This is a genomic window from Aeromonas sp. S13(2024) (assembly GCF_041402405.1).
In the GTDB taxonomy this organism is placed as follows: domain Bacteria; phylum Pseudomonadota; class Gammaproteobacteria; order Enterobacterales; family Aeromonadaceae; genus Aeromonas; species Aeromonas veronii.
In genome coordinates this window covers 26,058-41,840 of sequence record NZ_JBGLRA010000016.1, presented here as the reverse complement: position 1 = coordinate 41,840, position 15,783 = coordinate 26,058, and the positions used below count along the sequence as shown (strand labels likewise).

Annotated in this window: 14 protein-coding genes and 1 riboswitch; of the genes, 7 read left to right on the top strand and 7 right to left on the bottom strand. The window is 58.1% G+C overall.

Features of this window, described 5'->3' with window-relative positions; genetic code table 11:
• Positions 1-21: 21 nt before the first annotated feature.
• Both ACB042_RS17545 and ACB042_RS17540 read right to left on the bottom strand, forming a co-directional pair.
• Positions 22-411, bottom strand: a complete 390-nt coding sequence (locus ACB042_RS17545) for a hypothetical protein (RefSeq protein ID WP_019445468.1) — start codon at positions 409-411, stop codon at positions 22-24.
• A 99-nt stretch (positions 412-510) separates the two neighbouring features.
• Positions 511-1,053, bottom strand: a complete 543-nt coding sequence (locus ACB042_RS17540; protein WP_026034942.1) for a fimbrial protein — start codon at positions 1,051-1,053, stop codon at positions 511-513.
• Between the two features lie 860 nt (positions 1,054-1,913).
• Positions 1,914-2,000, top strand: a riboswitch (cyclic di-GMP riboswitch).
• Between the two features lie 91 nt (positions 2,001-2,091).
• Between ACB042_RS17540 and ACB042_RS17535 the strand changes: the two genes are divergently transcribed.
• From ACB042_RS17535 to ACB042_RS17525, 3 genes are all read left to right on the top strand, one after another.
• Positions 2,092-2,409 (top strand): fimbrial protein, encoded by a 318-nt coding sequence (locus tag ACB042_RS17535; RefSeq protein ID WP_144713949.1) that lies wholly within the window; start codon positions 2,092-2,094, stop codon positions 2,407-2,409.
• A gap of 470 nt (positions 2,410-2,879) precedes the next feature.
• Entirely contained in the window at positions 2,880-5,639 is a 2,760-nt protein-coding gene (locus tag ACB042_RS17530; RefSeq protein WP_201908194.1) for a collagenase, read from the top strand.
• 186 nt (positions 5,640-5,825) lie between these two features.
• Positions 5,826-6,773, top strand: a complete 948-nt coding sequence (locus ACB042_RS17525) for a vancomycin high temperature exclusion protein (RefSeq protein WP_179903093.1) — start codon at positions 5,826-5,828, stop codon at positions 6,771-6,773.
• A gap of 84 nt (positions 6,774-6,857) precedes the next feature.
• On the opposite strand, the gene ACB042_RS17520 is transcribed toward ACB042_RS17525, so the two are convergent.
• The 3 genes from ACB042_RS17520 to ACB042_RS17510 form a co-directional block, all read right to left on the bottom strand.
• Positions 6,858-7,472, bottom strand: coding sequence for a superoxide dismutase (locus ACB042_RS17520; RefSeq protein ID WP_042053672.1), 615 nt, complete (start codon positions 7,470-7,472; stop codon positions 6,858-6,860).
• A gap of 17 nt (positions 7,473-7,489) precedes the next feature.
• A complete protein-coding gene (locus tag ACB042_RS17515) occupies positions 7,490-7,969 on the bottom strand; it encodes a hypothetical protein (RefSeq protein WP_005354955.1) in 480 nt (159 codons plus the stop codon).
• A 174-nt stretch (positions 7,970-8,143) separates the two neighbouring features.
• A complete protein-coding gene (locus tag ACB042_RS17510; protein WP_005335957.1) occupies positions 8,144-9,160 on the bottom strand; it encodes a chemotaxis protein in 1,017 nt (338 codons plus the stop codon).
• A gap of 201 nt (positions 9,161-9,361) precedes the next feature.
• Here ACB042_RS17510 and ACB042_RS17505 point away from each other — a divergent pair, with 201 nt between their 5' ends.
• Complete coding sequence (locus ACB042_RS17505; RefSeq protein WP_371178816.1) at positions 9,362-10,081, top strand: SDR family NAD(P)-dependent oxidoreductase; 720 nt, start codon at positions 9,362-9,364, stop codon at positions 10,079-10,081.
• Here the strand turns inward: ACB042_RS17505 and ACB042_RS17500 are convergent.
• Together ACB042_RS17500 and ACB042_RS17495 are read right to left on the bottom strand one after the other, a co-directional pair.
• Positions 10,068-12,134: a tRNA(Met) cytidine acetyltransferase TmcA gene (locus ACB042_RS17500; protein WP_371178815.1), complete on the bottom strand. Its 2,067-nt coding sequence runs from the start codon at positions 12,132-12,134 to the stop codon at positions 10,068-10,070. The genes ACB042_RS17505 and ACB042_RS17500 overlap by 14 nt on opposite strands.
• Positions 12,131-12,442: an HlyU family transcriptional regulator gene (locus ACB042_RS17495; RefSeq protein ID WP_371178814.1), complete on the bottom strand. Its 312-nt coding sequence runs from the start codon at positions 12,440-12,442 to the stop codon at positions 12,131-12,133. Before ACB042_RS17495 ends, ACB042_RS17500 begins: the two co-directional genes overlap by 4 nt.
• Before the next feature lie 136 nt (positions 12,443-12,578).
• On the opposite strand from ACB042_RS17495, the gene ACB042_RS17490 reads away from it, so the two are divergent.
• The 3 genes from ACB042_RS17490 (at position 12,579) to ACB042_RS17480 (ending at position 15,723) form a co-directional block, all read left to right on the top strand.
• On the top strand, positions 12,579-12,785 hold the full coding sequence (locus ACB042_RS17490) for a bacterioferritin-associated ferredoxin (protein ID WP_042081881.1): 207 nt from the start codon (positions 12,579-12,581) through the stop codon (positions 12,783-12,785).
• 144 nt (positions 12,786-12,929) lie between these two features.
• A complete protein-coding gene (bfr, locus tag ACB042_RS17485; protein WP_005335967.1) occupies positions 12,930-13,409 on the top strand; it encodes a bacterioferritin in 480 nt (159 codons plus the stop codon).
• A 202-nt stretch (positions 13,410-13,611) separates the two neighbouring features.
• Positions 13,612-15,723: a DUF885 family protein gene (locus ACB042_RS17480; protein ID WP_157161903.1), complete on the top strand. Its 2,112-nt coding sequence runs from the start codon at positions 13,612-13,614 to the stop codon at positions 15,721-15,723.
• The last annotated feature ends 60 nt before the right edge of the window (positions 15,724-15,783 follow it).

Below are 15,783 nucleotides of genomic sequence, written 5' to 3'. Positions count from 1 at the left end.
TACACTAAGCAATTGGTTTGCTTACATATAATTGAGTTCTAACAGCGTCGTACTGTCCGGAAAAAACAGCTGACTGCTGATGAGCCCCAAATTGAATTCCAGATCACTGTTGACGATATCCGAGACAATAAAGCGCTCACCGGATACCTTGTGATATTGGCCGTTATTGAGAATGCCCAGCTCATCGCTCATGGCACCACGCACGGACATGGAAATAAAAGGCAGTGATGCCACCGTCGCCCCGTCAACCTGACAACCGCTGATTTTCAACGTACCCGGTTGCTGAGCCTGCAGCGGAATGCTGCGCAGCACCTTCAGCGTACAGCCCGATTCGGCTAGTCCATCCGTGAGTTCGTTGGCGTGGACTGATCCCGCCATCATCACCAGTTGCAGCACCATGGCCGCCATCATTGAAGTTTTCATGATTAGGGTTCGATGTGAGGAAACAGAATGTGTGAAGTTGTGGTGGCTCGCACCACCACAACCCTTGTCACACGTTAAGGCACTCTATTACTCGTAGGAGAGAGTAAAGTTGGTCACTGCAGTGAAAGCACCGGCTTTCAGCGGGTTGGTGTCTTGTTTTGCATAGCCTTTCAGCACGGCGCTGAACGGCAGTTCGTTATCACCATTAACCAGGGTAAAGGCTGAAGTCGGAGTACCCAGCACGATCGGAGCACCACCCGGAGCGGTCATCTTGATACCGGCACCAGCGGCGTCACCACCACCGATCACCAGCAGGCTGGAATCTACCGGGTCTTTGGCACCGCTGAAAGTCACCTTGACAGCATCTTCGGCGTCGGAGATTTCACAGTTCAGCAGCTTGATGCTGAACGGCTTGGAGTTGGACTCACCACCGTTGGCCAGCTCTTTGGTGCTGATCTGGCCCATTTCAACTACCTGGTCAACAGACTCAGGGGCTACAGAGCAAGGAGCGTTGATGATTTCACCGTTAAAAGTGACTTTACCGGAACCGGCACCACCAGCAGCAAAAGCGGAGCCGCACAGCAGCATGGAACCAACACCCATAGCAACCAGAATCTTATTAGCTTTCATTCGTTTATACCTACATTAACGTGTGTTGTACTGCATCACTCCAATCATGCTGGAGTCACGATATTAAGTGATGCCGCGATATACTGCACAGCAACTGTTGGCGCTCGTCTCTCATTAAGCCGATGAGAGGTCATGCCAATAATAAACTGTGCCTCTTCAGGTTTATTTAAATAAGCAAAAGCAACACACAGCATCCGGGGTAGTTCCCGCTACACCATACGTCGTCGTCTGTGCAGAAAGCCGCATTCCGCTTTTGCTTGACGAACAAATTAACGACTCGTTTGATGCACATCAAATACATTTTGATTTGTATAAATTTTTTTATAAACACATTAAAAACAATGACTTAAACCAACAGTGAAACATAAAGCGATATCATGAAATAAATAAAGTTCATATAAAGGACATCTATTGCAATATTGTCAGACTGTGAATTCAAAGTCGCACACAAAATTTCAACAAGAACACAACAAAGATAATCTATCTATTTTTGACAGTAGTTATCAACCACTTCATAAATCGCCCCCTAAAGAGGTAATCAGGTAATCAGGTAATCAGGTAATCAGGTAATCAGGTAATCAGGTAATCAGGTAATCAGGTAATCAGGTAATCAGGTAATCAGGTAATCAGGTAATCAGGTAATCAAATCATTGGCAGCCCACACATAAATATACATCTACTACATTACATATTAATCATAGATATGACGCGCTAATATAGAGGCTTGCCCGCAATATTCACAGGCAAGATTTGAGATAAAAAATAAATATACGTTATTAATTATGCAGACTAACTGTGATCCATCTCTCATGATTTTTAAGCCGATTGATTTCTCAAAGTGGAGTGTTATCATCTAGACATAGAGTAAAGGGCAAACCGATCGAAAGGTCGGGACGCAAAGCCACCGGTCTAAGGGTTTTGATACCTAAGACAGCGGAGCTGCCATCTGAGAAGAGTGATGTTATTGCCGATTTATGGCATTACTCTTTGATTGCGTTGCCCTTTTCGTACAACACCTGTGACGAAAAGGACATAGATATGAAAGCTCAACACACCGCCTCCCGTTTAGTTCGCAAGACAGTTTTCTCTGTATGCACCTCCTTGCTGCTTGGTACCGCCTTGTTGCCATCCACAGCTTCTGCGGCTGATGGCTCAGTGACGTTTACTGGCACTATCTATGAATCTCCATGTGATTTTTCTGACAGCAGCGTGACCTGCTATTCAGGCATGAACAAGCAAACCATGCCTTTGGCTAACTTGCAGCAAGCCGGTCAAATCAGCTCAATTAGCAGCACGATCAGCTACAAAGTGACCAATGCTAGCAACATGGCGATCGTGACCGTCAGCTATCTCTGATGATTCATCTGTAGTGACGCTGAAATTGGCGCGAAACAGATGAGCAGGTGGTGTTGAAAGCAACTCTTATCAGGTCGCCTGTGCTACCCATACAGGCGGCCAATATCTTTTCATCCCGCCTCCTCACGAACAAATAGCTGGCTTTGCTGATTGAGTCACCAGTCATCATGCGCCCAGATAATGTGGCTTAAGCCACAGGGACATCTCGCTTTTCCTGGTCATTTGCTGCATGTCTCGTGTTGATTAAATGAGATCTGACACGCACTTTACACAACTAACAACTTCGCCAATAAAGTCGCATGTGAGCCCTCACTACGGCAGCAGGAGTTCAAAAACAGCAAGCATATAAATCAACGATATATCATTGATTTATATGTCATTTAAAAAACAATTGATATTCCTTTGAGTCTCTGTAAATTGCCTTGCGATTACTCGCAAGACAATACACAAACGAGAACAAAGGGATAAAAATGAACCGTTCAGGTACCGGGTGGATGCTGCTGGCAGGCCCCCTGCTTTTGGCTACATCCTCGGCGCAAGCCAACTACTCCCCCAATGACTGGCGACAGTATCAGCTGACTGGCGAATCGAGCCGGCAACTGGCCGCTCGCATCACCGAGATCACCTACGAGCTCAAGGCGCGCAGCAGCAATACTCCTTACCAGCAGCTCAGGGTCTACCGTCGCTTCGACTGGCAGAGCAGCGATCTCGCCGCACTGGCCGAGCAACATTGTGGCGAGCCGCAGCTCAAGGTAGATGCGGGCTGGCAGATCCGCTTCGTGCGCTGTGAAGATCGGATTCCGGCGGGCAAGCTCATTCCCGCCAGCAGTTATGACTTTGGTTATGGCCTCAAGCAGGGTCGCTGGGAGCAGCTGGCGGGCACGCCGACCGCCCAGCGCCAAGATCGTCTGCCGCTGCCGCAAGCCATAATCCTGGGCCAGAGCGAAAGGGAGCTGGATCGCTGCGAACTCAACGCACAAGGCCGCTGCGCAGAGTCGGAGTGGCACTATCAGCCGCAGGATTGGCAGCAGTTGCAGGTACTTGAAGAGACCCCGAGCGAGCGGGATGGCCGGTTGGAGCAGATCTTTTTCCGTCTGCAACCGGTGGCAGGCAGTCAGGCAGCCGCTCAGGTCAGCGAGATCCATGTCTGGCGCCGTTATCAGTGGCAGCTGGATCAGCTCACGCCTCAGCAAGAGTGTGATGAGCCACAGGAGCGCAAGGAGGGGAGCAACACCATCCGCTATCGCATCTGCCGTCAGGTGATCCCCGCTGGCAGCGAGGTTCAGGTAACGTTGCAAGATAGCGGCTACCAATACCCGGTCGCCGGCGGCGAGTGGCAACCCCTGCCAGAGAGCAAAGAGTGGCAGGAGAGCCGGGTGCTCAATCGCCCCATCGTGCTGGCCAGCAAGGAGGAGCAGCTGGAATGCCGCCGCGCCAACGGTCGTCTCTGCTCCGAGCCCGAGCAGCCCGATGTGGATCTGCTCGACAGCGATGCCGCCAAACTGGTGGCCGACGTGAGCGGCCAGAACAGTCCTGCCTGGCAGGCGGATTACGGCCACGATGACGCCAAGCTGATGGCGGTGGTGCGCGGCATGCGTGCCCTGCTGGCGGCCAACCAACCGACCCATCCGGCAATGGACAAGCTGCTCTACTATGTGCGCGCCCACAACTACCACGGCGGCGTTGGCAAGGAGAGTGATCAGGTCGCCCGGGCACTGGCCGGGGTGATGATTGATCTGCTCAACCACCCATTGCTGCTGGGAGCTGAACCGCAGGATCAGGCTGGCACAGTGCTGGAAGCCTGGAGCGTGGCAGCGCAAGGGCAACTTGGGCAAGCCGCCTTCCGCCAGAGTGCCGCCCCCATGCTGGCCCAGCTCAACCAGGCGCTCGGCTATGCGGTGCAACATGCGGCACAGATCAATGGCCACAAACCCTGGGCCGATGGCCTGTTCGAGCTGCTCAATCTGGTCGATCAGAGCGCCTCTTACGGTCAGCAGGCAGACTTCAGCGCAGCTGTGCTGCAGCAGGAGGCGGCATTGCGCCAGAGCCTGCTGCAACTGGGCCTGAGCGAGCTGGCCCTCTGGAAACAGCGCGACGGCTCACGGGATCTGTTTATCTTCAACAACATCCTCGATGCCCACAGCCGCCTCTACCAGATGATGCGCTACCTCCATCACACCAGCCCGGATAAGGCGATCGCCTATCGCCAGCAGCTGGATCGCGATGTCATCGCCATCATGCGCCAGCAGGGGCTGATCCCGGGCGGCCAACATCCGGCTGCCATGCTGGAAGAGGTCTCCCTGACCCTCTCCAGCTACTACCTCACCTACACGGATCGCACCAGCGAGGCTTGTGTCAGCGGCGAGTTTGCCGGGCTTTGTACCCCGATCCGCATGGAAGATATTCTGCCGTTCGAGCACACCTGCTCGCCCACCCTGCGTCTGCGCGCCCAGGATCTGACCCAGGCTCAGGCCGAAGGGATCTGCCGCGAGCTGGGTGATGAAGAGCTGCGCTTCCACCAGCAGATGGAGACTGGCTGGCAACCGGTGGCCGATGATCACAACGAAGCGCTGGAGCTGGTGATCTTCAACTCTTCCGCCGACTGGGGCCGCTACGGCAGCGCGCTGTTTGGTGTCTCCACTGACAATGGCGGCATCTATATCGAGGGGGATCCGGCTCGCCCCGGCAATCAGGCCCGCTTCTTCGCCTATGAGGCGGAGTGGAAACGCCCTGCCTTCCAGGTGTGGAACCTGCGCCACGAGTACGTTCACTATCTCGACGGCCGCTTTAACCAGTACGGCAGCTTCGGCCACTATCCGCTCAACCGCACTACCTGGTGGGCAGAGGGGATTGCAGAGTACATCGCCCACGGCCAGTGCTTTGCCCGTGGTCTGGATAACGTGGCAAACCGCCCCGCCAACCAGCGTCCGACACTGGCGGCGATCCTCCACCTTGACTACGACCAGGGTGGCGAGATGGTCTACTCCTGGTCCTATACCGTGCACCGCTTCCTCAACGATACCGGTCGCGGCGCCAGCTGGCTGGCGCTGGCACAGGCGCTGCGCAATCCGGATCGGCAGCAGGCGATGAGCGACTTCGAAGGGGAGCTGGACCGGCTGATCGCCAACGACAGCGATGCCTATCAGGCGTGGCTCGCCCGGGATCTGCTGCCCTGGTGGCAAGCCAACAAGGAGTCAGACGCCTGCAAGGGTAACGACTCCGCCCACTGATAGACCTTCACCGACCAGAGGGGCTGCCACCGCAGCCCCTCGCTTTATCCTCCCGCTTTCCCGACCTCTGCTGCGACAACCTCTGCCCGAATGAGATGCCCGCCCGTTATCAAGCCTGACGCCAGCGGCGAGTTGTAATAGAATGCCGATAGCCACTCCCAACTTCAGACCCTGACCGCACCGCGCATGAAGAAGTTTGCCAAGATCCTCCTCGCCTGCCTCGTTTTGCTGCTGGCCCTGATTGCCATGCTGCTGGGCTACAGCGAGTGGATCGTCTCGGATGCCCGTCACTACACCTACGATCAGGTGGACAAGGTGCCCTACAACCGGGTTGCGGTGGTGCTGGGTACCTCCAAATATCTCTCCGGTGGCGGCCCCAACCACTACTTCAAATACCGCATCAAGGCGGCGGCCGAGCTCTACAACAATGCCAAGGTGGACTTCATCATCGTCTCCGGTGACAACGCCACCGTGCAGTACAACGAGCCGCGCCAGATGCGCCGCGCCCTGATCAAGGCGGGCATCCCCGCCTCCGCCATCTATATGGATTTCGCCGGATTCCGCACCCTCGACTCAGTGGTTCGCGCCAAAGAGGTGTTCGGCCAAGAGCGCTTTACCGTGGTCTCCCAGGGCTTTCATAACGAGCGGGCCATTTTCATCGCCCGCCATTTCGGTATCGATGCGGTCGGCTTTAATGCCGAGGATCCCAGCGCCTATCAGGGGATCCGCACCCGGGTGCGGGAAGTCTTTGCCCGCCTGATGGGGCTGCTCGACCTCTATGTGCTGGACAAGGGACCCAAGTTCCTCGGGGCACCAGTCCCCATCGGCCTGCCTGTGCCTTGCCAGTCACTAAGTACCATCGGCAGCCTGCAACCCTGCCTCAAACAGCCCAAACCGGCGGTGGATGAGGCCAAGCAAGCGGCAGTATCTGCCGCGGTTGCCACCGAGTCGGCGACTCCATCTTCCTCGGCCGTGACTGAACAAGTCACGCTAGCTTTATCCGCTGCGGCAACGACTGAGCCGGTCACTCCCGCCAAATCCGCGGTAGAAACCACCGCCAAGACACCCAGCGCGGCCTTGCCCACATTGCCGGTGGCCCCTTCAGCCGCCAGCGCCAGCACAGCCGCACCATAAACAGATGACCCGCCAACTGGCGGGTCTTGTTATTACAGCGCAGGTTGTGGCGGTGAGCCTGTACACCCATTCCCAGCGGCCAAATCAGCCTCGCGCCGCCTGATAACGGCGGGCCACTTCGGCCCAATCCACCACCTGATAGAAGGCAGCGATATAGTCAGGACGCTTGTTCTGGTACTTGAGATAGTAGGCGTGCTCCCACACATCCAGCCCCAGGATCGGGGTATGGCCATGCATCAGGGGGCTATCCTGATTGGCACTGCTCTCCACCTGCAATCTGCCCGCCTTGTCCACCACCAGCCAGGCCCAGCCACTGCCAAAGCGGCTCAGAGCCGCCTGAGTGAAAGCCTGCTTGAAGGCATCGAATCCCCCCAATTCCCGCTCGATGGCCAGAGCCAGCTCACCACCCGGCTCACCGCCCCCCTGCGGGCTCATCACCAGCCAGAACAGGGAGTGATTGGCATGGCCGCCGCCATGGTTGCGTACCGCCCCCTGCAAGGTGGCAGGCAGGGTATCGAAGCGGCGCAGCAACTCCTCAACCGGCAGTGCGGCCAGCTCGGGCGCTCCTTCCAGTGCGGCGTTGAGGTTGTTGATATAGGTCTGGTGATGACGGCTATGGTGGATCTCCATGGTCAAGGCATCGATATGGGGTTCCAGTGCGTCGTAGGCATAGTTCAGGGCTGGCAGGGTATGGCTCATGATGACCTCTGTTCGGATTAATGGAGCCGGGATGAGGGCTCACTCTGACACAGGCAGTGACCGAGCGAACGCATGATCCCGGCGTGGCTGCCGTGGCGCTGTACGAACGTCAGCAACTCGGCACGGGTTGTGCGGGTATGGCGCAAAGCAGCCTCTCGCAGGCGAGAGGAGCAAGCGGGGGAGTGACAGGTCGCCAGCAGGCAGTCGTGCACATAGCAGAGCAGGTCGGCGGCGCGATCGGGCAGAGTCATGGCCACCAGCAGATCCGCCAGATTGTGGTGAGCCACAACCAGCGCAGCCACCGCCTCATCCGCGTCGTGCCACTGCACCAATTGCTGACGAGCCAGCCAGAGCGCCTGCTGATAATGGGCCAACGCCTGATGATACTCGCCGCAGTCAAACAGCCGGTTGCCCTCTCTGGTCTGCTGTTTCCAGTGACTCATGCTGCTGCCACCTTCGGTCGACTCGACCCACCCCTTCACCCAGGTTGCTGTCATATGCTTCACACCAACAAATGATAATAATTATCATTACATAAATCATATCCAGGAGACAAGGGGCGTCGGGATCGCAGCAAACAGCCAAAACAGCGCGGCCACTCCTTGGCAAGGAGTGGCCGCTTGAGGCACCGGTCAGTGGATTCGACCGGCTAATTGGAAGTTAACGGCAGGTCAGATGTTGTTGGCTGGCGAAGGCGGGGCGATCCCCAGCAGCATATGGTCCATCATCCCCACCATGCGCCCTATCTCGGGCTTGGTGATGGTATCATTGGCCCCCAGTTGTAGCGCTTTCTGGCGGTTGTCATCGCTCATCAGAGAGGAGAACATCACGATGGGCATCTCCTTGTAGGAGGGGGTGTCCCGCAGCCGCTTGAGCAGGTGCATGCCATCCATGCGCGGCATCTCCACATCGGTGATCACCGCATTGACGAAGCCGGTCACCGGCATTCTCTCCTCCTGGGCCAGACGATCGAAATCCGTCATCATCTCCAACCCCTCTCCCCCGTCCTTGGCCGTAATCACGTTGTAGCCAGCGGTGCGCAGGGTGGTCTCGATCATCTTGCGGATAAAGGCCGAGTCATCCACCACCAGAATGGTTTTGCCCTGTCGCAGCGCCATCATGCGATCGTCGATGAGCACCTTGCGATCCTGGGTGACGTCGTACTTCTCCATGCTGAGCTCGGGGTTGATATCGGCGATGATCTTCTCGAAATCGAGGATCATGATGAGGTTGCCATCACGCCTGACCACGGCCACCACGCAGTCGTTCTCCCCCGCCTCCAGAAACTGGCTGGGGGACTCCACATCCTCCCAGGAGACCCGGTGGATCCTGCTGACACTGTCGATCAGGAAGCCGTTAGCCATCTTGTTGAAGTCAGTGACGATCACCACCTTGTGGCTGGGGTCAGGGTTGGTCTTGATGCCGAGCCAGCCCGCCAGATCCACCAGCGGGATGAGGCGATCCCGCAGGGAGAATACCCCCACCATATGGCGCTGGGCATTGGGGTAATCTGTGGTCTCCGGCACCCGGATCACCTCGCGCACCTTGGCGACGTTGATCCCGTAATAAGCGGTTTTTTCACGGCCGTCCGGTAGCTGCTTCTTGAGGTGAAACTCGATGATCTCAAGCTCATTGGTGCCACTTTCGGTCAGGATAGATTTACGCTCTTCCCCATCTTTGGACATCATGGTGACTCTCATTCTGGTTGCGCGGGCAGCAGACCGCTGCGGTTTTCCATCAGTATAGGAATGGAATTCACCCAGCGGCTCGGATCTCGGCAAGATTGCAGCGTTAACCGCTTGATCCCGCAGGCTGGCGGGCTCGTATCTGCCACTCAGGACAACATTGGCAGATGGTGAAATCCATCATGTACTCACAAGGAGCCTGAGATGATTGAAGGTATCGTCGTGATTGGCGCTTCTGGCGGTATCGGTGCGGCTCTGGTAACACACTGGTTGGCGGCGGGGGGCGGGCCAGTGATTGCCATCAGCCGTCAGCCCGCACCTGCTGGCCTCTCATCGCCGGGTCTGCACTGGCTATGTTGTGATTACAGTGATGAGCAGATGACAGAAGTGGTGGCGCGCATCGCGGAGTTGGCACCGAGACCGCACAGGGTGGTGATCTGCAACGGCATACTGCATCAGGGGGAGATCCAGCCAGAGAAGCGGCTCGAAGCAATCAATCTGGATGCCATGACCCGTCTCTACCAGACCAACGCCCTGCTGCCGCTGCGCTGGATCAGCCAGTTGTTACCGCTGTTTGGCCGCGAGCCTTGCACTCTGGCCGTTCTCAGCGCTCGGGTCGGCAGCATTGGCGACAACCGAGCGGGCGGCTGGTATGGCTATCGCGCATCCAAGGCCGCCCTCAACATGCTGCTCAAGTGTGCCGCCATCGAGCTGGCCAGGCGGGCCCCAGGCGTAAAATTGCTGGCCTTCCATCCCGGCACCGTGGATACCCAACTCTCCCGCCCGTTTCACGCCAATGTACCGCCAGGAAATGTGCAGAGTCCCGAGCTGGTAGCCGACCATCTGATTAACCTGATGAACCGGCTGCAACCGGATGGCGAGCTGAGCTTTCTCGACTGGCAGGGCAAACCTATCGAGTGGTAGGGGAGGTCAGGAGACGCGCCAGCAGTGCCCGCAAACTCTTGATCACGGCGGGCTTGCCCGCCAGTTGCAACCTCGCAGCCAGTCTTCCCCAGTCGGCATATTGCCAGATGGCTGCGATCAGCAGATAACGCTCTTCAGGAGTCAGTGAACCAAGCACAGCCAGATTGCGCGCCAACCACAACTGCAGGCTGGATTGGCTCAGTTCAAACGGCTTGTGATGCAGGGCAAAGCACTCAACCTCATCGCGCTCGAACTCGTCAAGCTCCGCTGCGGTGACGGTCCTGCCTTGCAGACATTGCCATACCAGCTCGGGCTCCAACAAGCTCAACTCACCCGCCAGCAGGGTCGGCAACTGGCGAATGAAACGCTGCTGCCATTGATTCAACTCGATCTCATGTTCGGGTTTCAGCACTTTGAGCAGCAGGGCTGCGTGGCAGCCGCTGGCGGCATCCCGCTGCAGGCCGATGCGCAGCACCGTCAGTCCTGCCTTGCGCCAGAAGGGGAGCAGGTCGGCGCTGGCCGAAAAAGCCGAGCCAAGGTAATCGATCCCCGCCTGACGATAATGTTCTTCAAGCCTGCCAAGCAGCAGCGACCCCAGACCGTGCCGGTGCAGCTCGGGATGGATGGCGATACGCATCACCCGGGCGTAGCTGCGCCCCCCCGCCGTTTTGAAACCGGCGTGGGCCAGCAACGACTGGGGCAGCAGATGGCCGCGCGGACGGCGACGCCCGGCCCAGATCGCCTCGGCCAGTTCGGGCTCTATCTCCCCTTCACGCGCCACCAGCGCCACACCCAGCAGGCTCTCGTCCTGCTCCAGCAGATGGATATCGAGATCCGGGCTCTCCAGCAGGGATCTGAGATCGCTCGGCGTAGTCTGGTAGTGAGCCAGCACCAGCAGGCCGAACAGCTGGTTGAGCTGCGACTCATCGCTCGCCAGCGCCTCCTGATTGACCAGACGCCAGCTCGGGCTGGTCGGCAGCAAGGGAGTTGCCACTTCGGCATTGAGGCCGAGCAGGCGGAAAATCAGCGGCTCCAGCGGATCACGCTCACTCCAGCGAATGGGCTCAGAGAGGTGGATCTCCTGCCATTCCGGGGTCTGGCTATCAAGCACCCGCTTGAAGCGCAGGTGAAAACCGCGCCCCGTCCCCTCGTAACCATGCTCGGTGGTGGCAAACACGATGCGGCTGTGGCGGGCCAGCATGGCCTCGAGCAACGGGGTCGGAATGGCGGCCGCTTCATCCACCAGCAGCAGATCGGGATTCATCGCCTCGTGCACCAGCCGATCCGGCGAGCAGTAGCTCAGTCCGGTCCGCTGTTCCGGCGTAGTATCTAGCCCGCGAGCGGCGTGGGCAAACAGGGTCGCCACCGTCGCCTGCGAGGGGGCCGTCACCACTATGTTCAGCGAGGGTTGCTGGCGCAGCAGCTCGGCGGCAGCCAGCCCCAGCAGCGCACTCTTGCCTCGGCCGCGGTCGGCGCTCAGCACCAGCGGACGGCGGCGATGGCCGTGCAACACCTTGTGGATGGCGGGCAGTGCCCGTGTCTGATCGCGGCTCAGCCTGCGTTCGGGCCCAAGCGGTTGCCACGGCTGCGAGCAAACCGGCGGCTCCAGAGAGAGGGCTGGCTCACCTTCCAGCAACCGCACCAGTCGGGCGATAAAGCCGTGCCCGGCCCGGCCCGCCTCCTCCGGCTGGGCCACCAGCCGAATCCGGTCAGGATCCGGCCATGAAGGCCACTCTACTCTGGGCGGGGTCAGCAGCAACAGCAAGCCACCGGCGCATAGAGTACCTGCCAGCGCCCCGAAGGCGTCGGGATGAAAGCCGCTAAAGGCATTGAACACCAGCGTGTCGCACTCCTGGCCGAGCCGCTGCAGCGCCTTGGCAGCGGGTTGAGGGGCATAACACTCGGGCCCGGCACCCAGCCAGAAGACGGTCTCACCGAGCAGGGATTGGGCGCGGGCAATGCAGTCGGCCTCCTCCCCCTCCAGCCAGATCATGCGCCGCTCACCGGCGCGGGCCAGCGCCTCGCGCAGCAGGGTGACCTCTTGTGGTGTCATGAGCTCTGGTTGTCAGCCGGTTTGCGGGGCTCGAACATGCGATCTCCCATCTGATCGATAAAGGTGTGGGCCTTCTGCACCATGAAACGCTCGGCATCGGCCGGATTGGCAAACAGATCGGAGCGGATGAAACGATGGGTTTGCAGCACGCCGTCCAGCTCCTTGGTGATGCGGCCCGCCAGCCGATACTGGCTACCTTCGGCCATGGGTTCCGGATAGATGAGATAGCCGGCATATTCGGTGGGAGTGACTTCCGGCGCCTTGGTCGGCTCGCCCCCGAACAGGGCGCTGAACAGTTTCTTGAGCATGGTGATCTCCTCTGGTTGCCAGCATTGTCCCCAAGGGGTTGCACAGTGGCAAGCAGGGGATCTTATTACCAATGGTTATTTGCACTACGAACCATTCTCATTTAGATTTCATCTCATTCCACAAGAGGTGACCATCATGTACGTCTGTTTGTGCCGCGGCATCACAGATACCCAGATCCGCAAAGCGGTGCAGTCAGGTAAAAGCGAATTCCGCCAGCTCAAGCAGTCGCTCGAGGTGGGCGCCCAGTGTGGCAAATGCGTGCGCATGACCATGGAGATCATCGCCGCCGAACTCGACAGGATGGAGCAGGAGCAACCCGTGCTCTACTACGAAGTGGCCTGATCCGGACACCTCTTTTCTGATGCGACCCGCCAACAGGGTCACCCCTTTTCTCAGGCGAGCTGGCTCGCCAGACCTCTTATTGTCACTTTTCTGGACTAAGCTCTAACGATCGGAGCCTCAGGCACGAACCAAGGAGCACTGTCGATGAAAGGAGATCCCAAGATCATTGCCCACCTCAACAAGGTGCTGGCCAATGAGCTGATTGCCATCAACCAATACTTCCTGCACGCCCGCATCTACGATGACTGGGGCCTCAAGGCGCTCGGGCACAAGGAGTATCACGAGTCCATCGATGAGATGAAACACGCCGACGAGCTGGTCAAGCGCGTGCTGTTTCTCGAAGGGCTGCCCAATTTGCAGGATCTGGGCAAGCTGCGTATCGGTGAAACGGTGGAAGAGATGCTGCGCTGCGACCTCTCGCTGGAGATGGATGCCATCCCCGACCTCAAGGTAGCCATCGCCTATGCCGAGTCGGTGCAGGACTACATCAGCCGCGACCTGTTCCAGGAGATCCTGGAGGATGAGGAGGAGCATGTGGACTGGCTGGAGACCCAGCTCGATCTTATCGATCGCATCGGGCTGGAGAACTACCAGCAGTCGCAACTGCACCATGGTTCATCCTGAATAGTTATGGCATGAAAAAACGGTTAAAAAACCCGCTCAGGCGGGTTTTTTAATGTCTGGCTGCATAGCTTTTCACGCCACTTATCAGCATGAAAAATAAGCGTATTTTTGCTATTCAGATCGCAAAAACAGACGCTTGGGAGTTGCACTATTGGGGCCCCTCACAGGGACATACAATAACAACATGTGAAAGGACTACATCATGCACTTCCTACCCAACAAGCTCGCGCTAGCCTGCGCCATTGCACTGTCTCTTGCCGCCTGCAATGACAACAGCTCGAACGCACCTGCAGATCCCGCAGCCACCAAAGCATCCCTGATGCAGACCATGGATGAAGCCCTGCGCGAGAGCCAGTCGCTCGACCCCTACGGTTTTGCCATCGATGCCACCAGCATCGCCAAGCGCAAAGCACTCGACAGTTCACTGATCCAACGACTGAATGCTCTGGATCCTACGGTGCTAAGTGAGCGGGATCGGCTGTTCTACGACATGATCCGCTGGGACTTGCAGATCAATCTTGAAGGATACGATTTACCCCAATCCCAGATCCCGATCCATCACTTCCGCAACCGCGTGGTGGATCTGGCAGATGACGTCGGAGCAGCCCCTGCCAGCGGCAAAGCGGCTCGCACCGTCAGCGGTGACTTCGACTATTTCGAGCACAGCTCGACCGACAGGGTCACGCCGGGTGATGGCGCATGGCGACGGGATCTCGACCGCACAGACACAGCTCCGGCACTTGCAATGGCAACTCGAGCAAAGACAACAATGACCCAGCTGGCCTGGTATCAGGAACACCTCACCTGGCTCAAGGCCTATGATGTCTATCTTGCCGAGGTGAAACACCAGTTCGAGCTGGCCAGTGTTCAGGGCAACACCTTGCCTGATGAGCTGGTAGACCGGCTGCTGGCCCAGCTCAACAGCAAGCTGGATGGGGAGGCGATCGCCGGCTCCTACCTCGGCTGGCAGCAGTTGCCGGGGGATGCCGATGCCACACTGCGAGCAGACTACAAAGCCGTGTTGGACAGCATCAACAGCCGTTATCTGGCGCTGCGCGACTATCTGGATTACCAGCATGGCGGCGCCTATGCAGTGCGCTTGGGTAGTGGCGAGTGTGACGACGGTTTCTGTGGCATGACCAACGGGCGAGACTGGTATCGCTGGCTGCTGAAGAAGCACACCACCACCAATATGACACCCGAGCAGGTACATGAGCTGGGATTGAGCGAGGTAGAGCGGATCTTCGCTGCCATGGTCAAGGTATGCCATTCCGTCGGCAAGTGTGACAGCGACGACGTGAGCCAGAGCAAGCAGAGCGGCCAGATCTACGCCTTCTTCCGCTATCTGAACGAGCCGGCCTTCTTCTATCAGAACCCGCTAGAGGTCTGGTCCGCCGGCCTCAACCCGGACAATGCAGCCGGGGCGACGTTGAGCAGGCCACAGCAGCAGGCGCTGGCCGAACACGAGCGGGCACTGCAGGAGTACAACGTCTTCAAGAGCAAAGCAGCACTGGTGCTGCCAGACTTCTTCGATGCCGAACGTACCATTCCCAAACTGGATTACGAGGTGGTGCCCGTCTCCTATGAAGATGCGCCATACGGCGGAGTGGCCTGGTATCAGGACGGCAACCCGCAGACCGGCCGCAAGGGGCAGTTCTTCCTCAACACATACTACCCCTATGGTCTGCAGAGCTGGAATATCAGCACCCTGCTGGCCCACGAGGCGGCGCCGGGTCACCACTTCCAGATCACCATCGCCCAGGAGCTGGCCGCCAAGGATCCCGACTTCCCGCAGTACGTGGCTAACGCCTCCTACACCGCCTATGCGGAGGGCTGGGCGCTCTACACCGAGTACCTGGCGGATCACGACATGGGGCTCTATCAGGGACGGGGCCTCTATGATCCGGCGGTGGGAGACGTGAAGGTCGAGGGATCATCCGCCTTCAACAACCAGTTGCAATACTTTGGCCGCCTCAACGAGGAGATGCTCAGGGCGATGCGGCTGGTAGTGGATACCGGTATCCACTGGTATGGCTGGAGCCACGATCAGGCCGTCAACTACATGAAGGAGAACTCGGCATTGGGTGCTGGGGACATCAGCTCCGAGGTACCGCGCTACATGGCCTACACTGGCCAGGCGACCTCCTACAAGGCGGGCCAGCTGGCGCTGATCCGGATGCGGGAGTCGGCCGAGCAGGCACTGGGCGGAGGCTTTGACCTCAAGGCGTTCCACCACCATGTGCTGGAATACGGCATGCTGCCCATCTCGGTGCTGGAGCAGAAGAACAAGCAGTGGATTGAACAGTCGAAGTGATCACAGTTACGGCGCCCGGCAAGGCAACGGGCGCCGCTTTCGATTAGGATACGGCTCTCT